At 53.9% G+C, this 23335-nt stretch carries 22 protein-coding genes; 3 read left to right on the forward strand and 19 right to left on the reverse strand.

What is annotated here, in order from left to right:
* Positions 1 to 167: 167 nt before the first annotated feature.
* Positions 168 to 1784 carry a peptide ABC transporter substrate-binding protein gene (locus tag ACQG1Y_RS12550; protein WP_426736774.1) on the reverse strand — a complete coding sequence of 539 codons (1617 nt, stop codon included), beginning with the start codon at positions 1782 to 1784 and terminating at the stop codon, positions 168 to 170.
* Positions 1785 to 1967: 183 nt separating this feature from the next.
* Here ACQG1Y_RS12550 and mpaA point away from each other — a divergent pair, with 183 nt between their 5' ends.
* A complete protein-coding gene (gene mpaA, locus ACQG1Y_RS12555; protein WP_058688690.1) occupies positions 1968 to 2681 on the forward strand; it encodes a murein tripeptide amidase MpaA in 714 nt (237 codons plus the stop codon).
* On the opposite strand, the gene ycjG is transcribed toward mpaA, so the two are convergent.
* Positions 2672 to 3637: an L-Ala-D/L-Glu epimerase gene (ycjG, locus tag ACQG1Y_RS12560; RefSeq protein ID WP_032619607.1), complete on the reverse strand. Its 966-nt coding sequence runs from the start codon at positions 3635 to 3637 to the stop codon at positions 2672 to 2674. The genes mpaA and ycjG overlap by 10 nt on opposite strands.
* Before the next feature lie 106 nt (positions 3638 to 3743).
* Between ycjG and tpx the strand changes: the two genes are divergently transcribed.
* Entirely contained in the window at positions 3744 to 4250 is a 507-nt protein-coding gene (gene tpx, locus ACQG1Y_RS12565) for a thiol peroxidase (protein ID WP_003856889.1), read from the forward strand.
* A 34-nt stretch (positions 4251 to 4284) separates the two neighbouring features.
* Here tpx and tyrR read toward each other — a convergent pair whose 3' ends face one another.
* From tyrR to ACQG1Y_RS12580, 3 genes are all read right to left on the reverse strand, one after another.
* Positions 4285 to 5826, reverse strand: coding sequence for a transcriptional regulator TyrR (gene tyrR / locus ACQG1Y_RS12570; RefSeq protein ID WP_023303818.1), 1542 nt, complete (start codon positions 5824 to 5826; stop codon positions 4285 to 4287).
* Between the two features lie 111 nt (positions 5827 to 5937).
* Positions 5938 to 6990 (reverse strand): YcjF family protein, encoded by a 1053-nt coding sequence (locus tag ACQG1Y_RS12575; protein ID WP_032669702.1) that lies wholly within the window; start codon positions 6988 to 6990, stop codon positions 5938 to 5940.
* Positions 6987 to 8384: a YcjX family protein gene (locus ACQG1Y_RS12580; protein WP_063932756.1), complete on the reverse strand. Its 1398-nt coding sequence runs from the start codon at positions 8382 to 8384 to the stop codon at positions 6987 to 6989. The genes ACQG1Y_RS12575 and ACQG1Y_RS12580 overlap by 4 nt, the downstream gene beginning before the upstream one ends.
* Before the next feature lie 155 nt (positions 8385 to 8539).
* On the opposite strand from ACQG1Y_RS12580, the gene ACQG1Y_RS12585 reads away from it, so the two are divergent.
* The gene (locus ACQG1Y_RS12585; RefSeq protein ID WP_023296696.1) at positions 8540 to 9550 is read left to right on the forward strand and encodes a LacI family DNA-binding transcriptional regulator; all 1011 of its coding nucleotides are present in this window, start codon (positions 8540 to 8542) and stop codon (positions 9548 to 9550) included.
* 33 nt (positions 9551 to 9583) lie between these two features.
* On the opposite strand, the gene ACQG1Y_RS12590 is transcribed toward ACQG1Y_RS12585, so the two are convergent.
* The 14 genes from ACQG1Y_RS12590 to pspB all read right to left on the reverse strand — a co-directional run bounded on the left by ACQG1Y_RS12590 (position 9584) and on the right by pspB (position 23296).
* The gene (locus ACQG1Y_RS12590) at positions 9584 to 10498 is read right to left on the reverse strand and encodes an OmpG family monomeric porin (protein ID WP_023303821.1); all 915 of its coding nucleotides are present in this window, start codon (positions 10496 to 10498) and stop codon (positions 9584 to 9586) included.
* A gap of 65 nt (positions 10499 to 10563) precedes the next feature.
* Positions 10564 to 11646 carry an ABC transporter ATP-binding protein gene (locus ACQG1Y_RS12595; RefSeq protein ID WP_063413252.1) on the reverse strand — a complete coding sequence of 361 codons (1083 nt, stop codon included), beginning with the start codon at positions 11644 to 11646 and terminating at the stop codon, positions 10564 to 10566.
* Positions 11647 to 11659: 13 nt separating this feature from the next.
* Positions 11660 to 12325 (reverse strand): beta-phosphoglucomutase, encoded by a 666-nt coding sequence (pgmB, locus tag ACQG1Y_RS12600; RefSeq protein ID WP_310865190.1) that lies wholly within the window; start codon positions 12323 to 12325, stop codon positions 11660 to 11662.
* Positions 12315 to 14594, reverse strand: coding sequence for a glycoside hydrolase family 65 protein (locus ACQG1Y_RS12605; RefSeq protein ID WP_414234727.1), 2280 nt, complete (start codon positions 14592 to 14594; stop codon positions 12315 to 12317). The genes pgmB and ACQG1Y_RS12605 overlap by 11 nt, the downstream gene beginning before the upstream one ends.
* Positions 14588 to 15646 (reverse strand): Gfo/Idh/MocA family protein, encoded by a 1059-nt coding sequence (locus tag ACQG1Y_RS12610; RefSeq protein ID WP_096205749.1) that lies wholly within the window; start codon positions 15644 to 15646, stop codon positions 14588 to 14590. Before ACQG1Y_RS12610 ends, ACQG1Y_RS12605 begins: the two co-directional genes overlap by 7 nt.
* 11 nt (positions 15647 to 15657) lie before the next feature.
* Positions 15658 to 16446 carry a sugar phosphate isomerase/epimerase family protein gene (locus ACQG1Y_RS12615; protein WP_032671592.1) on the reverse strand — a complete coding sequence of 263 codons (789 nt, stop codon included), beginning with the start codon at positions 16444 to 16446 and terminating at the stop codon, positions 15658 to 15660.
* 17 nt (positions 16447 to 16463) lie between these two features.
* On the reverse strand, positions 16464 to 17516 hold the full coding sequence (locus ACQG1Y_RS12620; RefSeq protein ID WP_368740389.1) for a zinc-binding alcohol dehydrogenase: 1053 nt from the start codon (positions 17514 to 17516) through the stop codon (positions 16464 to 16466).
* 28 nt (positions 17517 to 17544) lie between these two features.
* On the reverse strand, positions 17545 to 18387 hold the full coding sequence (locus tag ACQG1Y_RS12625) for a carbohydrate ABC transporter permease (protein WP_015570402.1): 843 nt from the start codon (positions 18385 to 18387) through the stop codon (positions 17545 to 17547).
* Positions 18374 to 19255, reverse strand: a complete 882-nt coding sequence (locus tag ACQG1Y_RS12630; protein ID WP_003856862.1) for a carbohydrate ABC transporter permease — start codon at positions 19253 to 19255, stop codon at positions 18374 to 18376. The genes ACQG1Y_RS12625 and ACQG1Y_RS12630 overlap by 14 nt, the downstream gene beginning before the upstream one ends.
* Positions 19256 to 19276: 21 nt before the next feature.
* Positions 19277 to 20569, reverse strand: coding sequence for an ABC transporter substrate-binding protein (locus ACQG1Y_RS12635; protein ID WP_368740388.1), 1293 nt, complete (start codon positions 20567 to 20569; stop codon positions 19277 to 19279).
* Between the two features lie 13 nt (positions 20570 to 20582).
* Entirely contained in the window at positions 20583 to 22280 is a 1698-nt protein-coding gene (locus ACQG1Y_RS12640; protein WP_045347738.1) for a sugar phosphorylase, read from the reverse strand.
* Between the two features lie 195 nt (positions 22281 to 22475).
* Positions 22476 to 22700 (reverse strand): phage shock protein PspD, encoded by a 225-nt coding sequence (pspD, locus tag ACQG1Y_RS12645; protein ID WP_003856857.1) that lies wholly within the window; start codon positions 22698 to 22700, stop codon positions 22476 to 22478.
* A 12-nt stretch (positions 22701 to 22712) separates the two neighbouring features.
* Positions 22713 to 23072, reverse strand: coding sequence for an envelope stress response membrane protein PspC (pspC, locus tag ACQG1Y_RS12650; protein WP_006810819.1), 360 nt, complete (start codon positions 23070 to 23072; stop codon positions 22713 to 22715).
* Positions 23072 to 23296, reverse strand: coding sequence for an envelope stress response membrane protein PspB (pspB, locus tag ACQG1Y_RS12655; protein WP_003856853.1), 225 nt, complete (start codon positions 23294 to 23296; stop codon positions 23072 to 23074). The genes pspC and pspB overlap by 1 nt, the downstream gene beginning before the upstream one ends.
* Positions 23297 to 23335: the final 39 nt, after the last annotated feature.

The following is a 23335-nucleotide window of genomic DNA, read 5'->3' on the forward strand; positions in this document are numbered from 1 at the left end:
AACGGGAGGAAGAATCTCTCTGAAGATATTCATCATGACAATGAGTGATGGGCTGATATGAAGGGAATATTCGGAAATAACCAGGCTGTAAAACAATCAACCCTGAGAGCGGGCGCTTATGCGGTTAATGGATGTTAACCATAATCACGTAGCGCCCTGAGCTCTTTTTAGTGCTTTTCAATATACATTGTACGGCTGTACGCAACATCCTCTGGGTTATTTATCGGATAACCTTTAACCCATGGCTTGATGAGACGGCCATTGGTGTACTGATAAATAGGGGCAATCGGTGCTTTCTCGGTGAGGATCTTCTCGGCCATGTTGTAGTCGGCATTACGCGCTTTTTCAGTAGTTTCGAGCGTCGCCTGATGAATAATCTTATCGTAAGCAGGATCGTTGAATCGTGAGATATTCCCGCTGTGGGAGGAGGTCAGCAGCGACAGGAATGTCGACGGCTCGTTGTAGTCCCCTACCCACGATGCACGGATGACGTCAAAATTCCCGGTATTGCGGCTGTCGATGTAGGTTTTCCACTCCTGATTCTGCAACTTAACGTCAACACCCAGATTTTTCTTCCACATGGATGCAACGGCAATCGCAATTTTCTGATGGTTTTCAGACGTGTTGTACAGCAGCGTTAATTTAAGCGGGCGCTGAGGGCCATAGCCTGCCGCCTGCAACAACGTTTTCGCCTGTGCATTTAGCTCCTGTTGCGACATCTGCTCAAATGGCGAGGTTTCCGGCGTAAAACCCGCAGTGACATCGGGAGTAAAATGCCAGGCCGGTTTCTCGCCGGTCCCCAGGACTTTTTCCGCCATAATACGTCTGTCGATAGTCATGCTGAGCGCGAGACGTACGCGGGCATCCGCGGTTGGGCCTTTTTGCGTGTTAAACGCGTAGTAATAGGTCCCAAGCTGTGGCGGTGTGTATACCTGTCCCGGAATATCTTTAAGCAGCTTCTGGTACATGTTTTTCGGAAACGATTCTGTAATATCGATATCGCCCGCCAGATAGCGTTTGGTCGCTGAGGACTCCTGGTTGATCGGCACAAAGGTGACTTTTTTAAGCACCGTCCTGGCGTTATCCCAGTAATGAGAGTTCGGCTCAACCACCAGTTTTTCATTCACCACGCGATCTTTCAGCACATAAGCACCGTTGCCAATGAGCGCGCCAGGGCGCGTCCATTCCTTACCGCTCTCCACATTGGCCTTTTGAACAGGATAAAACGCGAAGTTAGCCGTCAGATTACTGAACCAGGGTAGCGGTTTGTCCAGCTGCACGCGCAGCGTTTTAGCATCGACCGCCGTCACGCCGAGCGTATCCGGAGCAGCTTTGCCGTCGATGATGGACTGGGCATTGTTAATGCCCGCCAGCGCCGCAAACCAGGCGAAAGGTGACGTTGTTTTAGGATCAACCAGACGACGCCAGCTATAGACAAAATCTTGTGCCGTCACCGGAGTACCGTCGGACCACTTAGCGTTATCCCGCAGCGTGAATGTCCAGACGCGGTTATCATTGCTCTGCCAGCGCGTCGCCACGCCGGGAACTAACACCCCTTTTTCGTTCTGATTCACCAGCCCTTCATAGAGGTCGCGGATCACCTGTATCTCGGGCAACCCCACCGCTTTTGCCGGATCGAGCGAGGCGGGCTCATCTTTGATATGTCGAACCAGCTCCTGCTTTTGCGCCAGAACCGTTCCTTCGGGAACCTCCGCGGCATATGAAAGTGAAGAAAGCCCGCACAGCCACAGCGCAGTACAAAGAAGCGAAACAGGATGCTTCATACGATCCCCTTAATGATGTCAGGTAACAGGCAGATGCGTAATTATTTGTTTCGAAACGGAGAAATGCAAATGCTTCCTCCGGAAAGTTGATGTCAGGCAATTTTACACACACACGGAAACTATTTGATTAAGCGCGGCTTTTGCACAACACTGCCAGAAGTGACTTTATCATCAGGGTTTACTATGGCAACTACCCGACCAAGAACGGAACGCGGCGCCTTCCCGCCCGGGACTGAACATTATGGACGCTCGTTTTTAGGCGCGCCGCTGATCTGGTTTCCGGCACCCGAGGCCGATCGCAATAGCGGCTTAATCATTGCGGGCACGCATGGCGATGAAAACTCGTCTGTCGTGACGCTCTCGTGCGCGCTACGTACGCTGGCCCCCGATTTACGACGACATCATGTGATTTTGACCGTCAACCCGGACGGTTGTCAGCTTGGATTACGGGCGAATGCACGCGGCGTTGACTTGAACAGGAACTTCCCGGCGGCAAACTGGCGCGCCGGTGAAACGGTGTATCGCTGGAACAGTTCAGCGCAGGAGCGAGATGTTGTCCTGCTCACGGGAGAAAAACCCGGTTCCGAACCGGAGACTCAGGCCTTGTGCCGGCTTATTCATAAGATCCACCCGGCCTGGGTTGTCTCTTTCCACGATCCCCTCGCCTGTATTGAAGATCCTCGTAATACGGCGCTCGGGCAGTGGCTGGCGGATGCGTTTGCTCTACCTATGGTGAGCAGCGTTGGCTATGAAACACCCGGGTCGTTTGGCAGCTGGTGCGCGGACCTTAGCCTTCACTGTATCACCGCAGAGTTTCCGCCCATCTCCTCGGATGAAGCGAGCGAAAAATACCTGCGGGCGATGACAGATCTCCTGCGCTGGCAGCCTCAAAGATGAAGTACACCGGAGGTAAAATTCAGGGCGGGTGATACGTCAACCGCCAGCCAGGTTGGGCCGTCAAGATCGGCAAAACGCACGCTGTTCACCAGCGGGAGCGCAGCGCCGATCGCTCTTGACGTGCACAACATGCAGCCCAGCATCAGAGCAAAGCCTTGCGCCTGCGCATCTTGTGCCAGTGCCAGGGCTTCGGTTAATCCACCTGTTTTATCCAGCTTAATGTTCACCATTTCGTAGCGTCCCTCGAGAGCTGACAGGCTCTCACGGGTATGACAGCTTTCATCTGCACAGACGGGAAGCGGATGAATAAAATTCGCCAGCGCGGCATCGTCTTCTGCCGGGAGGGGTTGCTCCAGCATGGCAACGCCCAGATCGGCAAGCAGCTGACAACGGGCTGCCAGCCCTTCGCTATGCCATGATTCGTTCGCATCGACGATAAGAGTGGCATCAGGCACCGCCGCACGAATGGCGACCATGCGTTCGCTAATCAGACGATCGTCGAGCTTCACCTTTAATAATGTTGCACCGGTGGCATACAACGCCTGAGCGCTGGCGGCCATTTGCTCTGGTTCACCGATGACCACCGTTTGCGCGGTGACGATCGATTGCGGCAGCGTAACGTCCAGCAGCGCAGGCAGCGGTTTTTGTTGTTTCGCCGCTTCCAGACTCCAGAGTGCGCAGTCAATCGCGTTGCGTGCCGCGCCGGCCGGCAACCGAAGCTGAAGAGCCTCGCGCGTCAGACCCGCCTGCAACTCGGGCACCACCGTCATAATTTGCGCCATGACTGACGCCAGGCTTTCTCCGTAGCGAGGATAAGGGGTACATTCCCCGACGCCTTTTACGCCGTCCTCTTCACATTCAACCACGACCACACAGGCCTCATTACGGCTGCCGCGCGAGATCACAAACGGGGTGTGCAATGGCCAGGCTTCTTCATAGACCTTAACGCTTCTCATCACTAACTCCTTGCAGGCCGGAAAGGCAGAAAATTGGTTTGCCGTGCTAACTGCGGATGACATACACTAGCCACGACGTTAACTATTTGTAAACAGGAAGATATCTATGTCACAACTCGTTCATTTCCAGGGCAACCCGGTTGCTGTTGCAGGTTCCATCCCACAGTCTGGCAGCAAAGCACAGCCTTTTACTCTGGTGGCTAAAGATCTGTCTGACGTCACGCTGAGCCAGTTTGCTGGCAAACGTAAAGTCCTGAACATTTTCCCAAGCATCGATACTGGCGTTTGTGCTGCATCAGTGCGTAAATTCAACCAGCTGGCGACCGAAATGGACAACACCGTAGTGCTGTGCATTTCTGCTGACCTGCCGTTTGCCCAGTCCCGCTTCTGCGGCGCTGAAGGCCTGAGCAACGTCATCACCCTTTCCACTCTGCGCAGCCCGGATTTCCTGGAAAAATACGGTGTTGCCATTTCCGAAGGCGCGCTGAAAGGTCTGGCTGCTCGTGCGGTGCTGGTGATCGACGAAAACGACAACGTTGTTTTCAGTGAGCTGGTTAACGAAATCACTACCGAACCGGATTACACCGCTGCACTTGAGGCGCTTAAAGCCTAAACGTAAAAAAGCCTCTGCAAAGAGGCTTTTTTATTTATTCGTCACCCTTCTTCTGATTTAACCCATACTCGCGCAGCTTATTCGCAATTGCGGTATGTGACACCCCAAGACGTTTAGCCAGCTTGCGCGTGCTCGGATAGCTGCGATAAAGCTGCGTTAACACCGAACGCTCGAAACGGCTGGTGATGTCATCCAGCGAGCCTTCCATTGCCTCTTCGCCTACCGAGACCGTCCCGGCATCGTAATCCGGCAACAGAATATCCTGAGGGCGCAGTTCATACCCTTCAAGCTGAGTTAATGCGCGATAGACCGCATTTTTAAGCTGACGAATATTGCCCGGCCAGCCGTAACGCGTCAGCACGGTGCCCAGGTCGGCAGAGAGCTTCGGACGCGGCACGCCCTGCTCGTCGGCAAAACGGGCCACGAACAGTTCTGTCAACGGCATGATGTCCTGCGGGCAATCACGCAGCGGCGGTATATTGAGCGTCAGAACGTTGAGACGATAGTAGAGATCTTCGCGGAATACCCCTTTCTGCACCAGCTCCACCAGGTTTTTCTGGGTGGCGCAGATGACGCGCACGTCCACGTGCACTTCATGATCTTCCCCCACGCGGCGAAACGTGCCGTCATTGAGAAAACGAAGCAGTTTCGCCTGCATGCGTGGCGACATTTCGCCAATCTCGTCCAGCAGCACCGAGCCGCCGTTCGCCTGTTCAAAGAAGCCTTTTTTACCTTCCGGCGCATGCCCGAACAGCTCACTTTCCACCGCATCTTCAGGAATAGACGCGCAGTTCAGCGCCAGATACGGTTTTGCCGCACGCGGGCTGGCCATGTGCACAGCATGCGCCAGCAGATCTTTCCCCGTACCGGTATCCCCGGTAATCAGCAGCGGTGCCGTAAGATTTGCCAGCTTGCGCGCCTGGTCGATTACATGACGCATCTTCGGGCTCACCGCAATAATCTGGCTGAATGCGCCGACGTCCTGGCTGGAAAGATTCTGTAACTGGCGTCCCATGCGCACCGTGGAGCGCAGCATGATCACCGCGCCGGTGAGCACCCGCGCGGCATTTTCCCCTTTCAGGTAGACCGGCGTGATCTCCATCAGGAAATTCTGTCCGTTGATAACGACATGCTCGCTATGGGTATTTTGCGGGTTGCTGTCCAGCCAGCGCTGGAAATTAAAACCGGTAATCAGTTGCGTGGCGTGGTGCCCGATAAGTTTTTCCTGAGTCTGCGCAAACAGCTGGCAGCTGGCCTGGTTAACGCGCTCGACTTTATTTTTCAGATCGAGAGAGAGAAACGGCTCCGGCATTGCTTCCAGCAGCGCGCTCAGCGCAAGATGTTCCCGCTCGGACGGCATCCAGGGGATGGTGCGTACATCCGTAACGCCATCGATACGGCGGATTTCCGCCATCAGGCTACTGAAGGTATTAAATTCAATTTCGGCAAAATTGAGGTAAATTCGCCCGACAGGGTCGATCTCTATGCCACGTAAATCAATGCTACGTAAAACAAGAAGATCGAGTAACTCGCGGGTCAGACCGAGACGGTCCTCACAAAAGACTTCCAGACGCATGGGAAATTCACCGTTTAAGCCAATAACAGTAAAATGATATGTCAGATCACGGTATTCGGGAAGGTGGCTGTCAACAAATATTGACAGCCCGCACGATTAGTAAACAAAACCTCACTGAGCAGGTTTTTTATTAAGCGTCTCTTTAAGCTGGCCAATCAATTCGCGACGGAAATCCCCCAGCCGCGGCTTATCGCCATCGATCCAGGGGAGTGGACGACAAACCTCCATCGCTTTGATACCCAGGCGTGCCGTCAGCAGACCGGCACCAATCCCCTGCGCCGCCCGGGCAGAGAGACGCGCCGCAAGATCCTGCGACATCCAGTCCATCCCGACCTCCCGTACCAGTTCGCTTGCCCCGGCGAAGGCGATATTCAGCAATACCAGTTTGAACAGGCGCAGCCGGCTGTAATAGCCAAGCTCGATGCCATACAGTCTGGCGATGCGGTTGATCAGGCGCAGGTTGCGCCAGGCGATAAAGGCCATGTCCACCATCGCCAGCGGACTGACGGCGATCATCAGGGTAGATTCCGCCGCCGAGCGGCTGATCTCACGACGAGCCTGCGCATCCAGCACCGGCTGAACAATGTGGGCATAGAGCGTGACCACTTCCTGGTCATTCTGGGTTTCGTGGATCGCCGCATACCAGCGCTGAAGCGCCGGGTGAGAGTGATCAATCCCGGCCTGAGCCGCAAGCTTTTCACAAAAAGCACGCCCTTTTCCTGTGCCGTGACTGTGCAGCAGATCCCGCGCTTCATCGCGTTCGTGGGCACGCTGACGCAAACGCCAGAGGCGACGCCACTCGGTGACGACTGAGCCAACGCCCGCACCAACAATCAACGCCCCGGCGGCGCATCCCCCCAGCGCCACCCAGTCCTGCGTTTGCCAGGCATTGACGCCCCACTGCACGCCCTGACCGATTACGCTCACCCCAAAAAGGGCTAACCCGGCGGTCACCATCTTGCGCCACAGGCTGCGTTTCGGGCGCAGTGCCGCATCAACAACCGCTTCCGCCTGCCCCTCTTCAACCATCGGTTCGTCTGCCAGCACGGGAGCAAAGTTGTCGGCCTGCGGCCCGCTGAAGGTTTGCGCCGTTTTAAACGCCTCATGCGGGGACTGCTCAAGCTGGCCGGTAAAATCAATGCGTGGTTTTAACGGTTCCGTCATCGCAATTTATCTCCAATTAAAAACTCCAGCGCGGCATCCAGACGGATATGCGGCAATGGCTGGTCAACGTTCATACTCTGCGGACGGAAGGCTTCGAACTGAAAACCCTGGCTTTGCCAGAAAGCCTGGCCCGGCAGACGCGCCGGAACTTCCCCCGGATAGACCGTGAGCGGCGCACCGTCGCTGAGACGGTTGCCCCGCAGGGCCGGAATTTTCTCGCCATTCAGGTCAATCAACCCACTCTGCGTAGCCTGTACGGACGCCAGCCCCAGACAATCCATACTGATCCCTTCGAAGGCCGCATTCTGCCAGGCATCCTGCACCAGCTGTTGCAGCAGGGATACCATGTTGGCGTGCTGATCGACCGTCACATGGTCAGCTTTTGTGGCGGCAAACAGCAGCTTGTCGATGACCGGCGAGAACAAACGGCGAAACAGCGTACGCTGGCCATAATGAAAGCTTTGCATCAGCTGCGTCAGCGCCAGCCGCATATCATTGAACGCCTGCGGCCCGCTGTTGAGCGGTTGCAGGCAGTCCACCAGTACGATCTGGCGGTCAAAGCGTAAAAAGTGATTTTTATAAAAGCCCTTAACCACCTTCTCACAGTAATAATTGTATCGCTCGCGGAGCATACCGGCGTTGGTGGTCTTGTCCGCCTGCGCCAGTTTCGATTCACCGATGCTGTCAACGTCCGGCCACGGGAAAAACTGTAGCGCGGGAGCACCGGCTAAATCACCCGGCAGAACAAATCGGCCCGGCTGAATAAAATGCAACCCCTCCTGCTTGCACTGATGCAGGTAATCCGTCCAGGCTTCGGCTATGACGGCCAGACGGTTTTCATCCGCCGGTGCCAGCGGATCCAGTCCTTCGCAAAGCTGGCGCCATTTGGTCGACCACTCTGCCCGCTGCCCCTGCAACAGACCGGTCATCTGTCGGGACCAGCTCAGGTAATCCTGCGCCAGCAACGGTAAATCGAGCAGCCATTCTCCCGGGTAATCCACAATTTCGAGATAGAGCGTGGACGTTTCTTTGAAGTGACGCATCAGGGATTCATTCGAGCGGAAACGAAGCGCAAGACGGATTTCGCTCACGCCACGCGTCGGGGTGGGCCAGGCGGGAGGCTCCCCGTATAACTGCGCCAGACCTTCATCATAGGTGAAACGGGGTATGCCAAAATCACGTTGCGGTACGCGTTTCACCCCAAGCAACCGCTCCTCGCGCACTGCGCTAAGCAGTGGCAGGCGCGCCCCTGCATGCAGGTTCAACAGCTGATTGACCATCGCCGTAATGAATGCTGTCTTACCGCTGCGGCTCAGCCCCGTCACGGCAAGACGCAGATGGCGATCAACGCCACGGTTCACCAGAGAATTGAATTCGTTTTTAAGTCGCTTCATCGCCGTCCTTCATTGCCTGGAACCCTGAAAAAAGTCACTTCAGAATACAGTAAATTGGGGCAGATCGTTGATTATCAATTCTTAATTATTGCTATTGCCGTTTTCTCTCCAGTAAGATGGGCGCAATTGCTGTCCGTCTGGAGTGAGTAAGGTGTATGTCACCCACCATCTATGATATTGCCCGCGTTGCTGGCGTTTCGAAATCAACCGTGTCGCGCGTTCTGAATAAACAAACGAATATTTCTCCTGAAGCGCGCGAAAAGGTGTTGAAGGCGATAGAAGAATTAAATTATCAACCGAATAAACTTGCCCGCGCACTCACCTCTTCTGGCTTCGACGCCATTATGGTTATTTCGACCCGTTCAACCAAAACCACCGCAGGCAATCCGTTTTTCTCTGATGTACTACATGCCATTACGGCAAAAGCAGAAGAAGAGGGTTTTGATGTTATTTTACAAACGTCCAAAAGCAGCGAAGATGATCTGCAAAAATGCGTAGGTAAAATAAAGCAGAAGATGATCAAGGGGATCATCATGCTAAGCTCGCCGGCGAACGAGTCTTTTTTCGCGACGCTGGACGAATATGGCGTGCCCGTGGTCGTTATTGGTAAAGTGGAAGGCAATTACCAGAATATCTATTCTGTCGACACGGATAATTTCCGCGACAGCGCCATATTAACCGACTCATTTATCAAACATGGTCGCACTAAAATTGCCTGCCTGCATGCCCCGCTCGATTATCACGTTTCTATCGATCGCCTGGCGGGCTATAAATCGAGCCTTGAGAAGCAGGGTATTGCAATTAACCCGGACTGGGTTATTGATGGCGGATACACCCATGAAAGCGCGCTTCAGGCGGCCTGTCAGCTACTCTCTTCAGACAACCCGCCCGATGCGGTTTTTGCGACGGACAGCATGAAATTGCTGAGTCTTTATCGTGCCGCGGATGCGCTAAACCTGACGATCCCCGAACAGGTCGCAATGGCAGGATACAGCGACCCAATGCTATCTCTCATTTTAACCCCTGCGCCTGGCGGCTTTGATATCCCCACCAGAAAGCTGGGCGAAGAGAGCTGCGATGTGTTGTTCAGGTGCATAGCGGGTAAACCTGCCCCGCATAAGATATTGGTTGAAACGCATTTTTCAGATGCGGCTTCATTACGCTAAAAACCAGGGGCAAACGCCCCTGGTGAAGTGTTATCAAAACGCGTAATTCACGCCGATACCGGCATAGTGGAAGCGGTCACTTTCCCCTTCGTCATGGTTTTCCCATTCGTAGGCATATTCCAGCGTCATGGATAAACCATTGTTAAAATCATAGGCGTACAGCATACCCAAACGGTTGAAATCATGTCCTTCACGCTCAGGATCGTCTTGCCAGTCCCAGTTTGACCAGCGATCGAGTCCCAGACGGGTATAAGGCGTTAGCGTCGTCTGACCCAATGAAATCGGCAGATAGGCGCGAATTTCCTGAGTGGAGAATTCACCGTTATTACGTGAACCGTCCATATTAAAACCGCGCTCTAAATAGTAATTAACTTTTGCCGAGACCGTTTCGTTAATTGTCCAGGTAAAACCGGTTTCGGTCTCGACGCGGCTGTCAGAATAGCCGGTTTTTTCCAGATCGTTGGCAAACTGATACATGGCAAACCAGCCGCCAAAACGCCAGTCGTCGGTTAGTTTAATATCCCAGTCAGGCTGAACTTTGTAGCGCTGCATATTAGCACTACCGTCTTTAGCACCATGCTCATCCTTAAAGTGATAGCCATAATTACGGAAGCCACCGGTCAGGCCGAACGTAAAATCATCGGTGCCGATAAAACGATAGCGTAATTCTACTTCAGGACGATCGAAATAGGTGCCGCGCGTCATGCTACTGTAATCGACCGGCCCTTCCTGATACATAGCCAGCGAAATGGTCCAGGCATCCCATGTGGCATTAAACCACACGGAGGGTTCATATAATCCATCTTTATCGTCAGCCTGACCTTCTACGTTTTCAATTTCATACATGGCGCCAATATTAAATTCCCACTGTTTGGCTGATTCTGTTGCTTGCGCGCAGCTCACCCCTGCGCACAGGACGAGCGCAGCACTTCTTAGTAGAGTACTCATTAAAATATTCCTTTATAATTAACACACAAAAAACCGGAAACTTTCATTTCCGGCGAACACCTTTCTTATCTAATAGCTGTTTCAGTATCAGCATCGAAGAAATGGCACTTATTCATATCGAACTGGATGCCGATATTCTCTCCGGCAACGTAATCATCCGCCGCTCCCGCACGGACAACCAGTTCATGCCCACCCACGGTGGCATAAAGCATAAATTCAGCCCCGGTCAGCTCAGCAACGCTGATCTTCGCCGTGATGTTTTCACCGCTTCGCTGTGCGGTGAGAATGTCTTCCGGACGGATCCCAAAGACGACCGCTTTACGCTGGTAACCTTGCGCATTAAGTACGGCCAGAATGTCCTCCGGGATCTCCAGACGCAGCGTTTCGGTCACAAAGTAGCGGCCGTCGATCGCGCCACGAATGAAGTTCATCGCCGGTGAGCCAATAAACCCTGCAACGAACATATTCGCCGGCTCGTTGTATACCTGCTTCGGCGCGCCCACCTGCTGAATGATGCCGTCCTTTAAAATCACGATGCGTGTCGCCATCGTCATGGCTTCCGTCTGATCGTGCGTCACGTAAATCATGGTTGTATTAAGCTTCTGGTGCAGCTTGCTGATTTCAGCGCGCATCTGCACACGAAGTTTGGCATCGAGATTGGATAAAGGCTCATCCATCAGGAAGACCCCCGCTTCGCGCACTATCGCCCTGCCTAACGCCACGCGCTGGCGCTGACCGCCGGACAACGCACCAGGTTTACGCTGGAGATAGTCGCGCAAGCCCAGGATCTGTGCCGCCCAGGTAACGCGTTCTTCAATGACGGAGGGCGCAATTTTTTGCATTTTCAGGCCAAACGCCATGTTGTCGTAGACCGTCATATGCGGATAGAGCGCATAGTTCTGGAAGACCATCGCGATATCACGGGACTTGGCGGGAACATCATTCATGCAAACCCCGTCAATAATCAGTTCACCCGCGCTGATCTCCTCAAGGCCGGCAATCATTCGCAGCGTCGTGGATTTCCCACAGCCCGATGGACCGACGAAGACAATAAATTCTTTGTCTTCAATTTCGAGGTTGAAATCCTTCACCACGTGGACCTGGTTATCATAGATTTTCTGAATGTGTTTCAGAGACAGTTGAGCCATTATTAATTCCTTATCAATACGCCCGGGATGCCCAGAACGCCGTCAGGCCTTCCCAGGTCAGTTCCTGCGTTGAATGAAGTTGTAATCCCGCATGGTTCAGGCCAGGCCCAATCCCGACCGACAGCATTCCTGCGGCGTTAATCGCATCTACTCCTGCGGCGGCATCTTCGATACCAATGGCCTCTTCAGGACGCACGTTCAGTCCTTTACAGGCCGCAAGGAAGATTTCCGGGTCCGGCTTTGAGCGGCAAATGCGCGAAGCATCGGCGCAAAAATCGAAAGCCTGATGAATACCCAACGCGTGCAAAATCCCAGGGGCATTAAGCGATACGGATGCCAGGCCAATTTTGACCTTCGCGGCGCGAATATCCGCCAGCACGTCGCGAATACCCGGCAGCAGCGAATCCTGCGTCAGTGATGCCAGCGACTGGACGTAAAGCGCGTTTTTTTTCGTCGCCAGCGCCAGGCGCTGCTCGTCACTGAACATCCCCTCTTTCCCGCCATGTATCAGAATGCGCTGGAGGGAGTCCATACGGCTTATTCCCTTCAGCTGTTCGTTAAATACTTCGTCGAAGGTGATACCAATCTCCTCCGCCACGGCGCGCCAGGCCAGAAAGTGAAGATGTGCGGTATCGGTGATCACCCCGTCCAGATCGAATACAACAGCGTTAAGCGTCATGGCGCCCCTCCGTGGTAGCGGTCCCATTAACAGATGCAAGAAAGTCCTTATGCGCGCAGACCTTTCGCCCTGATACGTGCAGCGTTTTACCCCACAGCGTCAACGTGACAGGTGCGGTGGTTTCGATGGTTAACTGGCCATCTTCACAGGTAATGTGCATCGTTGCGTCCCGCCACCGCAGCGGAAAGGCGAGTTTCTGCCAGTGAGCAGGCAGCTTCGGCGCAAGATGCAGCTCCCCTTCGCTAATGTGCAGGCCAGCAAAACCCTGAATGGCGCCCAACCAGATCGCACCGGTGGCGGCGGCATGAATACCGTCATCACTGCTGTGCGGGTCGTCCCCCAGGTCGATGGCAATCCCATCACGCCAGAAGGCATACGCCCCGTCGGTGTCACCGCAGCGTGCGAGCACAATGCCGTGAATGGCTTTACTTAGGGATGAATCATGGATCGTGCGTGGCTCGTAGAACGCCAGATTGGCGGCACATTGCTGCGGCGTAAACCGTTCCGGCAGCAGGTAGTTAAGCATCACCACGTCGGCCTGCTTCAGGATCTGCATCTCGTTCACTTCCGCGCGAGAGTAATCAAGCAGAATGGTTTGCTTACCCGCTTTGGCTTTATAGCGGCTCAGATCGATGGCAGGTTTTGCCATGAAGGTATCATCCTGCGGGATCACACCCTCTGCGTCGGCCTCTGGCAGCCACAGGCGCGCCAGAAACGTCCCGGCATTCTCCGTAAAACGCGCATCTTCACGCCCAAACATCGCCATAAACTGACGCGCGCAGGCAACGTTGTGCCAGGCCAGATAGTTGGTGTAGGCGTTGTTGTTGACATGCTCGGTGTATTCATCCGGTCCGATCACGTCATGGATCTCAAGACGACCATTAATTTCCGTCGCGCGTCCCATCCAGAACGAAGCGGTTTCCATCAGCAGCGTCAGGCCCTCATTGCGCATAAAGGCATCGTCGTGTGTTGCCTGCCAGTAAGCGACAACGGCCCAGGCAATATCTGCCACGATGTGGTGTTCAGCGAGTGCGGAGGCGATCTTCTGGCGAACCCCGGTGCGGATGTTAATGGCCGCGAATTCTGGCGTCTCTTCCTGTCCGCTGGCGGCGCTTTCCCACGGGAACAACGCGCCCGGCCAACCGTTACGGCGTGCTTTTTCACGCGCGCCCGAAAGATTGAGCCAGCGATAGCGCAGCAGACTGCGGGCAATCTGTGGACGGGTAAACAGATGGAACGGCAGCAGGAAAATTTCGGTATCCCAGAAGACGTGTCCCTTATACCCCTCACCCGTCAGCCCTTTAGCCGCAATACTGCTTCGCTCATCATGAGCAGGCGTCATTGTCGTCAGATGCCAGACGGCGTAATCCAGCGCCAGCTGATCCTGCTGTTCTGCACACGTCACTTCCACCCGAGCATCACGCCAGACCGCTTCCCAGGCGTACGCTGAGCTCTCAAGCAACGTATCGTAGCCTCTTGCCGCGCAGACTTTGAGATCGGCCAGCGCGTTGCGGGCGAAAGACTCCTGCGAGAGCGATTTATCGCAGCGATGCGTCAGCCAGACAATTTTTTCAAGCGTGACAGTGTCACCTTGCGAGATAGTCAGAGAATGATGAACGCTGAGGCGACGATTTTTGGCGGTGAAACAACTGTCGCTCTTAGCGGAGAGCTGACAAAACGCCGAAACAACAACTTCAGACGCCCGGTCCTGCGTTTCATACACACCCTGCATGTAGTGCTGGTCAAAGACCCTTACCGAGATTTCATCCAGATGCTGCCTGCCGCTGTTCGTTTGTGTCGCATCTATGCCGGTTTTCAGCACGGCCTGAGCGGCGCCATCAAGCGGTGTGATCGAGAGCTGCATTGCCACTAAGGGCAACTGGTCCAGCGAAACAAAACGACGGCTTTCCAGGCGATAGCGTTTTCCGTCCGGCGAACGCCAGACAACGTTACGATGCAGTTCGCCGTTAGCAAAGGCCAGCTCGCGTTGCCACTCAAGAATTTCGCCTGAAAGGAGCGTGAAATTGACGCCGTTCAGCTCAATTTCAATCCCGGTGACATCCGGCAGATTGATCAGCTCAGTGGTTTCGTTGCGTCCCGCGCGATGATACAACCCCGCGAGGTACATGCCTCTGGTCTGCTGGGTGTAATCTTCTTCATGCGTGGCGCGCATGCCCATGTAGCCATTGCCGCAGGCCATAATGGACGCGTACTTATTCAGGCTATGCGGGCAAAAGCCCGGATCGGTTAATACAGACTGGTTCAGCATAACGTCACGCTTTCCCCTGTTTCCGCGGCTTCATATAACGCCGCGACTAATTGCTGGATCACCAGCCCCTGCTCCGCATCGGCAATCATGACCGGCTCGCCCAATACGTGGCGAACAAACGCGTCCATACAGCACAGATGTCTCCGATCGTCAGCTTCTTCACGCTGGATCAGCGTCTGCAAAACACCGGCTTCGTCGTTATAAATGTGTGCCGGGAACAGCGTTGCACCTGCCTTCTCACCGCAGAAAGAGACGTTCATGATCGACTGCTCGCGGATATTAAGCGCAAAAGAGGTGTCCAGACGCAGAATGCCACCGTTGCAGAACTCAATCGTACCAAACAGGGCATCTTCCACGGTAAACTGCGCAGGATCCCATTCGCCAAACTGGCCGGTGTGTTTCCGGTTCCCCAGTCTCTGGAAGCTGTGCGCGGTTACCCGCTTAACGGCCGGGAAACCCAGCACGTACATCGCGGCATCCAGCATATGAATGCCGATATCGATCAGCGGCCCGCCGCCCTGAAGCGATTTATTGGTGAACACGCCCCACCCCGGCACACCGCAGCGACGCAGCGCCTGCGCGGAGGTGAAGTAAATTTCACCGAGCGTTCCGTTCATAACCGCATCGCGCAGGAGCTGGGTATCCAGGGCAAAGCGATGGTGAAAATCGTACGCGAGGACTTTTCCAGCCTTGCGCGCCGCGAGACGCATCTCATCCGCCTGGTGCGGCGTCATCGCCGGCGGCTTTTCACACATCACATGACAGCCTGCTTCGAGAGCCGCCATCACATGTTCAAAATGGAACCGGTTAGGCGAACAGACGCTCACCACATCCGGTTTTACTTCCTGCAACATCTCGTGAGCGTCCTGCCATGCCGATGGAATAGCATAACGTTCCGCGAACGCCTGTGCCTGCTCAAGGCGGCTGTCCATGACAGCCACCATTTGAACATCACTGCGCGTGGCGTAATACGAGGCATGCACTTTGTCTGCAACCTGCCCGGCGCCAATGATGGCGACGCGCAGAGGCAAAGGTGTAGAAGCACTCATCACGCTCGTCATCCTTAGCATTCACGCAAGTAAGTGAGAGAGTCCTTATAGGCCTGAGCCGGATCGTCGGCACGCACCCGGCACTCGTACACGACATAACCCTGATAGTTATCGGCACGCAGCTGATCGAACAGGCTGGCGAAATCGAGGCTGCCGCTGCCCGGCTGATAGCGGTGGTTATCAGCAATGTGCACATGACCCAGCAGGTCGCGGTTGTGATGCAGCGCTTCCGTCAGGGAGTCTTCTTCAATATTCATGTGGTAGAAATCACCGATGATCTGCACGTGCTTCAGGCCGTTCTCTTCGATATAACGACGCGCGTCGGCCAGGGTGTTGATCATATGATCCTGATAGCGGTTCAGCGGCTCCAGGTAGACGGTAGTACCGGTGCGCGCTGCCACCTCATCCAGCCAGCGCAGGGAAGCGCTGACCGCTTTGCGATCGCCGTCCAGGCTACGTGGCGAAGTCATTGGCGGCAGACGGAAGGTAAACATCCCCCACGCAGCCGGAACAATAATCCCCTTGCCGCCCACTTCTGCCAGCGCTTCAAGAATGCGTTCAATCTGCTGTAGACCGTTCAGGCGGCGTTCTTCGATAAAATCCCCGATCCAGCCATCGTATCCGCCACAGGCCGTCGTGACCGGCAGGCCGGTGACTTTGATAGCCGCTTTTACTTCGTCGAGGTTTTCCACCAGCAGCCGGCCATCAATTTCGTAGCCATCAAATCCCATCGCTTTGATGTATTCGAATTTCTCCATGATAGCGGTCGGGAAAAAGGCCTGGTTTTGTGTTGCGATTTTCATGATTTGCTGTCCTTAGCTTAAAAAGTGACGCCCATTTTGATACTGAGTTCCGGGTGCTGATCGACATACTTCATATAGCTTTCCGGGCTGGTGGTGAAGGTGACGACCGGGTCGATCAGATCTTCGCAATTGAGATAACCGTTCATCAGCAATTCCCAGCAGGTCTCTTCAATACGCTTGCGGCTCCAGCGCGGATAATCCGGGTTGGGTTCACTGCATGCGCGGGAGAAGACAATTTTGGCGTTGTTGAAGTGTGCCTCGCGACCAAGGTTGAAGCCCGCCGCAAACGGCTTGGCGAAGGCCACGTAGGAGATTGTTCCACCGTAGGCGAGACCGCGCAGAGCAGATTGCAGCGCATCTGCAAATCCGCTGGTTTCGATGATCACATCCGCGCCCTGCTTGCCGGTCAGTTTCTTAATTTCCAGACCGACATCGGTACCGATTGGGTTCAGGCAGTGGTCTGCACCGTGACGGCGGGCGATCTCACAGCGATGTTCGATAGGATCGACACCAATAACCACTGACGCGCCGGCTTTTTTCGCCAGCTGAATCGCAATCTGACCAATCGCGCCCAACCCCACAACCACGACGAAATCCCCTACGCGGACGTTAGCATCACGCACGCCGCTCATGGCGAACTGCGCCGGATCGTAACAAACGGCGTTTTTCCAGGATGCGCCCTGCGGCATTTTGCGCAGCTTATAGTTGTTCACCGCGTTAACGATGACCGTTTCCTGCAACGGGCCGTAGCAGCAGACGCTGTCGCCGATCTGGTATTCCGTCACGTCCGCACCACATTCGATGATGTCGCCGACGATCATGTTCCCCAGCTGGAATTTATCAAATTCGATGCCGCGCGCTGCACCTTCTTCACGCGGCGTAAACATCTGCCACTCAGCGTTGAACTCTTCATCAATGAACGGGCTTGCCGCGCGGAAATCCACGACTTCAGTGCCGTGTTTCGGGGCGCCATAACGGGCACGAATCTTCACCTCATGTGCTGCAACAGGACGATCTTCGTATTCCACCAGCGCCGCTACACGAGGCGCTGTCGCAACTAATTTTTTCATGACTGACTCCTTGTTAAAATCGGCCGCCTCAGCCCTTCACGCCGCCGGCGGTCAAACCACTTTTAATGAAACGTTCAGACAGGGCATACATAATGACGACCGGAAGTGCCGTGACCAGCGATGCCGCCATCATGCGACCCCAGATGTAATCTGGCGTACTGAAGAGCGTGTTCAGCCCCACCGGCAACGTAAAGTTGCTGGCGCTGGACAGGAAAATGGAGGCGAACAGATAGTCATTCCACGCCACCATGAAGCAGTAGACAAAGACCGACACCAGACCCGAGATCGCCAGCGGCACGGTGATGCGGAAGATGATTTGCAGGCGATTCAGGCCGTCCATCATCGCGGCTTCTTCGATTTCGTCCGGGATGGTGTCGAAATAGCTGCGCAGCATAAAGACCGCGGTAGGCAACGTCTGCGTCACCATGGTGATGATCAGCGCCAGTTCGGTGTCATAAATGCCGAGCGCGGTGATGATTTTGAACAGCGGCACCACCAGCAGGATCCCGGAGAACATATAGACGGTGTAGAAGCTCGCATTGATCGTCGTGCGCCCTTTAAAGCGCAGTTTGGATAACGCATACGCGCCCAGCGTGCCGAGAAACACCGCAATGACCGAGGAGGTCAGCGACACCACCATGCTGTTACGAAAGTAATCCACAAACGGGAAAATCAGCGGGTTAAAGATGTCGATGTAGTGCTGTAGCGTCCACTCCTGCGGCAGAATGGTCGGGTGCAGCGAGATCGCCTCTTTCGCGCTTTTGAACGACGTCATCAACATCACAAAAAATGGAAACAGCGTGATAATCAGAAATAGCGCCAGTCCCAGATAAAAACCGATACGGCCCAGAACGCGTTTATTTGTTGCCATTGAGGTTTACCCTTTTTCTGGTCAGCAGAATGACAGCGAAGATGATCACAAACAGCACAACGGAAATGGCGGCTGCTTTACCCAGGTCATTGAACGCAAAGGCGGTTTTGTAGAGATATACGCCCAGAATGTCGACCTTGGTGGTGAGCAGATAAACATCCGCAAACATGTAGAACATCCAGATGGTTCGCAGCGTGACCACCGTGGCCAGCACCGGCATGATGGCGGGCAACGTCACGATACGAAAACGCTGCCAGGCATTTGCTCCGTCCATCTCTGCCGCTTCGTACAATGATTTATCAATGGTCTGTAAAATCGCGAGGAACGAGATAAAGGCGTACGGGAAGTAACGCCAGATGGCGAACAGCACAACCAGGACAAAACTGCTGCCAGGATTATCGAACCACAGCGGCGCCTGATCGTAGAGATGCAGCAGATCAACGCCCAGATAGTTCACAATCCCGTAGCCGTTGTTGAACATGTATTTCCAGGCAAATACCAGTGAAATAGACGGCGTCACGTAGGACAGAATCACCAGTGAACGTGCCGTTTTCCGCATGCGGAATTCACGGTTAAAGAAGATCGCTACGGCCAGTCCCAGCCCGGTGCTGCCGAGCACGACCAGCGCCGTATACCAGAACGTCATCCACAGGGAGTGCCAGAACGCAGCATCGCCCAGAATGCGAATGTAGTTATCCAGGCCGACGAACACCGCATCAATACGCGGGTTCAGCGGTAAACGTAAAAAACTGATTTCAATGTTGGAAATCATTGGCCAGGCCACCAGGCCCCCCAGCAAAATCAGGCTGGGGGCCAACAGCAGCATGGCGAAAGGCATATCTGAACGACCAGAAAACAACGTCTTCATAATTCCCTTCGCAAAGCGCTCCTATCGTTGTGTTATCAGGTCAGTCAGTTTCTTCTGGCTGTTGCTTAACGTCGCATTGAGATCTTTTTGTCCCACCGTCACGTTATGCACCATGGAACTGATAATGCCGGAGCCGGTAACGTCTCCCATGCGGGTAAAGTTTTTGTCGCCTACGGCGCCAAATACCTGGACGTTCGGGAACTGGGCAATCAGCTCGTAAGGCAGTTGGCCAAAGGCTTTGATCACGTCGTTGTTTTTCCAGCTATCAGTGCCCACCACGAGTTTGTTCACCGGCAGCGCCGCGCCAGGGGACATCATCACCCAGTCAGACGCGTTTTGAGCCTGCTCCATCCAGGTCACAAACTTTTCTGCCGCCTGCGTTTCCTCTTCGGTCTGGCCGGTCGTGATCGTCAACGAGGTGATCATGCCGTACACGGCTGATGATTTTTCCGTCGGGACCACGAACCCCAGGTTGGCCGGATTGCCATCTTTGTAGACCGCGGGCAGGATATAGGTGGAGTAAACGGCCATAGGCGCAGAGCCGTTCATGAAGGCGTCTTTGATCTCCATGACATCATTGGAGCCCGGCATGGTGTTCGCGGCCAGTGCCCGATAAAACGCCAGCGCTTTCGACATTTCAGGGGTATCGATTTTCACGTTGCCGTTTGCATCAAAGACGTTGGCTCCGCCTGACAACGCAAACTGCGAGAAGGCCTGCTCCGTCATGACGCTTTCTGCGGTTGGAAGCGCGATACCGTAATGTTTTTTCGCCGGATCGTTGAGCGCCTGACTGGCTTTCAGCAGTTGCTCCCAGTTGTGCGGTTCTTCGATTCCCGCTGCCGCGAGCGCATCTTTGTGATACCAGACGCCGGACAGCCACGCGCTAACCGGCACCCCCGTCCATGCCTTGCCGTCTTCGGTGCGAACAACGCGTAAAATACCGTCGTAAAAGGTATCTTCACCGACGGCTTTAATCGCGTTGCCGATCGCGTCACGGTCCAGCAGTTGCTCTTTATCCATGACTTTGGCGTAGTCATGGCTGACTTCAATCACTTCCGGCAGCGCGCCGGTACGGGCCAACGTAATGACCTTGGTGTTATAGGCATCTTCCTCAACGGGGACCTGTTTCACCGTAATAGTCGGGTTTTCTTTCTCGAATTTTTCGATCAGTTTCGTAATAACTGCCTGACGCTCCTGTTCTACCGACGAGTGCATAAACTCAATGGTGACCTGAGATGCTTTATCGTCCTTACAGCCTGATAACAGGGCGCACGAAACCAGTGCTGATAACAGCACAATTTTGGGCATTTTCATTTTAGGGTCCTTTTTAGTTTTCTTTAATCCACATTACCTGCCATGGATTGAGGGTCAGTTCCGTACCGCTAATATCTTGTCCTGAGAGTAATTCCCTACCAAAGAGCGTTTGTCCATAAACGGTCTGCATTTTATTGCTAAAATTAAATAATGCTGTCATTCGCTCGCCATTTTCAGCAACACGAACAATTTTAAGAATATGTTCACCGATTGCGTCAAAAATAGCCTGACTATCCGGATGGAACGCACGCTCGCCGCGACGAATAGCAATAAGCTCACTCAAACGAGAATAAATCTGATAACGTATACTCTTATTATTATTAAGCTCCCGATCAACCTGACCTGCGGTGTATTTCTTCCTGTTTATCGCGCGATTATATCCGAGACGTTCGACACCTTCATAATCGTTACGCGAACCAAGAATGCTTTGAATATATACAGCCGGTACGCCAGGAAAACTTAATAACACAGCATGCGCCAGGATGAACCGCGCAATGCGCTCATCATCTGAGCTGTCTCGCAAACTCAACGCATCAAGATAGGTGACATTAATTTCATAGGGGCTTCGCGTTCCGTCAGGATTATTTTTCCAGTTGACCAGCGCGCCTTCCTGCTGAAGCTTTTCGACCAGCGAAAGGATCTCTGATTCCGGAAGGATGCCGCGTAACGGGTTCAATCCGATACCATCATGTGAAGCCAGGAAATTAAACCAGGTGGTGTAAGTTGAAGGCAGCGCCAGCGAGCCCGCCCACCGGCACAGGGCTTTGACATCCTGACGATGAACGGCGTGCAGCACCAGCGGTGGTAAGGAAAACTGATAGACCATCTGGGCTTCATTTTCACCATCACCGAAGTAAGAGATATTGTCTTTGTGGGGAACATTTGTCTCAGTGATGATCACCGTTCCAGGCGCCACGGCGTCCGTAATGGCGCGGAACAGCTGGATAAGGCAATGGGTTTGTTCCAGATGGATACAGGTGGTTCCCGGGATCTTCCACATAAACCCGACCGCATCCAGACGGATATAACGCGCCCCTTCCATGAGGTAATGGAGCAGAACGTCAACCATGGCAATCAGCACCTGCGGCGAGGCGAAATTGAGATCGATCTGGTCATCGCTGAATGTGGTCCACAGATGACGAACGCTGCCATCATTAAGCGTGAACGGCGTCAGCAGCGGTAATGCGCGGGGACGCGTCACCGCCGATAAATCGGTTTCGGGATCGACAGAAATAAAGAAATCTTCGTAGCCCGGCTTCTGCGCCAGATAATTAGCAAACCATTCGCTTTTCGCTGACATATGGTTGCAAACGAAGTCAAACATTAAGCTGGCAGACTGTTTTAATTCCGCGACATCTCGCCAGGTTCCGGTTTCAGGTGCAACTTCGTGATAATCAATAACGGAAAATCCATCATCCGACGACCACGGATAAAACGGTAACAGATGGACATGAGAAAACGTGCGAGAAAGCCATTCATTATAGAAACGGGTAAATACCGGCAACGCTTTCTCCCCTTTCGCGGAGAACTGATCGGCATAGGTAATCAGCACAACGTCTTTTTCATCCCAGCCTGACTTACGCTTTTCCGTAATATTAACCGCCGCCTTTTCAAGCTTAGTTAATAACACGTTAAGGTGTGCATCTGAAAATGATTCACCGTAAATATGATTGATAAGTTTTTTAATTTTTGCGTTCACATTATTTTCCATGGTAGCGGTCCCACGGATTGGCAATCTACTCCCATGTAAAATATCTGTCAACGGACCCGGGGGCAGAAAGCGGCAATCTCAGCGCAGCGCAACGCATTATTGTGAGCTGCCGCAAAGAAAGCAGAAAAGCATAAGAAACGCAGAAGGGAAAGTCATGCCCCTTCTCTGGGCGAGAAAGGGCTTATGCGGGAGGAACTAGCGTGACAGGTAGCGCCGGGAAACGCGTTTTGCCAGCTTCTGTAACAGCGGCTCCAGAGCGACCGCCAGCATCATTCTGACCGGCTTGCGGGCAACAGACTTGATCGCCCAACCCGCCACACCGGCCGGGCCATAACGTAACGCCGTCATCAGAACCAGTTTACCTGCGATTTTCAGGCCGGGTTTTACCTTCTGACCGGCCTGTTGCCAGTTTTGTTTCATGTAAGTTCTCTCTTAAAGCTGACGAAAACGACTTCTCAGCGTAAAGGTATCGGAGGTGACATAACGTTCCATCTCGCGCAATCGCTTCTCCCCTGCGCTCAGCTGTTCATCCACCGCGTTCAGGAGATCGCTGCTGGTTGGCGTGTTCTCCGCATCCAGCTCACCTTCCGGCATAGGATCGAGTACAAACGACAGAATGATGTATGCCACCAGTGTAATAAAGGCCAGGCCGAAGAAAATCGACAATACCGTGACCACACGCACCAGTTTTACCGGAACATCCAGATAGTGCGCCAGCCCGGCGCAAACGCCCCGAACCATGCCCTGCTGTGGGATCCGCCACAGTTTTTTATTCAGATTCAGTCCAGCCATTACCGTTCCCTCCAGTTCGGGTGTTCCGCGTCCAGGATCGCTTCCAGCGCCTGAATACGTTCGCGCATTTTATTTGCCTCGGCAGAGAGCTGCGCCAGCCGCTGTTGTTCACTCTGCGACAGCTCACCGCGTGAAGAGCGGTTGCTGTAGTGCAGCCATAACCAGATGGGCAGAACAAACAGCACGAAAATGGTCAGGGGTATAGCGAGAAAAAGCGCGCTCATGTGTACTCCTTGTCTTACGATGCGGCACGCTCAGGTGCC

The organism is Enterobacter cloacae complex sp. 397G4 (genome assembly GCF_050031515.1).
GTDB classification, from domain to species: Bacteria; Pseudomonadota; Gammaproteobacteria; order Enterobacterales; family Enterobacteriaceae; genus Enterobacter; species Enterobacter hormaechei_C.

Bases quoted from the DNA above. Each gene is read 5' to 3' on its own strand.
- ACQG1Y_RS12550 (WP_426736774.1), bottom strand. From the start codon at position 1,784: ATGAAGCATCCTGTTTCGCTTCTTTGTACTGCGCTGTGGCTGTGCGGG.
- mpaA (WP_058688690.1), top strand. From the start codon at position 1,968: ATGGCAACTACCCGACCAAGAACGGAACGCGGCGCCTTCCCGCCCGGG.
- ycjG (WP_032619607.1), bottom strand. From the start codon at position 3,637: ATGAGAAGCGTTAAGGTCTATGAAGAAGCCTGGCCATTGCACACCCCG.
- tpx (WP_003856889.1), top strand. From the start codon at position 3,744: ATGTCACAACTCGTTCATTTCCAGGGCAACCCGGTTGCTGTTGCAGGT.
- tyrR (WP_023303818.1), bottom strand. From the start codon at position 5,826: ATGCGTCTGGAAGTCTTTTGTGAGGACCGTCTCGGTCTGACCCGCGAG.
- ACQG1Y_RS12575 (WP_032669702.1), bottom strand. From the start codon at position 6,990: ATGACGGAACCGTTAAAACCACGCATTGATTTTACCGGCCAGCTTGAG.
- ACQG1Y_RS12580 (WP_063932756.1), bottom strand. From the start codon at position 8,384: ATGAAGCGACTTAAAAACGAATTCAATTCTCTGGTGAACCGTGGCGTT.
- ACQG1Y_RS12585 (WP_023296696.1), top strand. From the start codon at position 8,540: ATGTCACCCACCATCTATGATATTGCCCGCGTTGCTGGCGTTTCGAAA.
- ACQG1Y_RS12590 (WP_023303821.1), bottom strand. From the start codon at position 10,498: ATGAGTACTCTACTAAGAAGTGCTGCGCTCGTCCTGTGCGCAGGGGTG.
- ACQG1Y_RS12595 (WP_063413252.1), bottom strand. From the start codon at position 11,646: ATGGCTCAACTGTCTCTGAAACACATTCAGAAAATCTATGATAACCAG.
- pgmB (WP_310865190.1), bottom strand. From the start codon at position 12,325: ATGACGCTTAACGCTGTTGTATTCGATCTGGACGGGGTGATCACCGAT.
- ACQG1Y_RS12605 (WP_414234727.1), bottom strand. From the start codon at position 14,594: ATGCTGAACCAGTCTGTATTAACCGATCCGGGCTTTTGCCCGCATAGC.
- ACQG1Y_RS12615 (WP_032671592.1), bottom strand. From the start codon at position 16,446: ATGAAAATCGCAACACAAAACCAGGCCTTTTTCCCGACCGCTATCATG.
- ACQG1Y_RS12620 (WP_368740389.1), bottom strand. From the start codon at position 17,516: ATGAAAAAATTAGTTGCGACAGCGCCTCGTGTAGCGGCGCTGGTGGAA.
- ACQG1Y_RS12625 (WP_015570402.1), bottom strand. From the start codon at position 18,387: ATGGCAACAAATAAACGCGTTCTGGGCCGTATCGGTTTTTATCTGGGA.
- ACQG1Y_RS12630 (WP_003856862.1), bottom strand. From the start codon at position 19,255: ATGAAGACGTTGTTTTCTGGTCGTTCAGATATGCCTTTCGCCATGCTG.
- ACQG1Y_RS12635 (WP_368740388.1), bottom strand. From the start codon at position 20,569: ATGAAAATGCCCAAAATTGTGCTGTTATCAGCACTGGTTTCGTGCGCC.
- ACQG1Y_RS12640 (WP_045347738.1), bottom strand. From the start codon at position 22,280: ATGGAAAATAATGTGAACGCAAAAATTAAAAAACTTATCAATCATATT.
- pspD (WP_003856857.1), bottom strand. From the start codon at position 22,700: ATGAAACAAAACTGGCAACAGGCCGGTCAGAAGGTAAAACCCGGCCTG.
- pspC (WP_006810819.1), bottom strand. From the start codon at position 23,072: ATGGCTGGACTGAATCTGAATAAAAAACTGTGGCGGATCCCACAGCAG.
- pspB (WP_003856853.1), bottom strand. From the start codon at position 23,296: ATGAGCGCGCTTTTTCTCGCTATACCCCTGACCATTTTCGTGCTGTTT.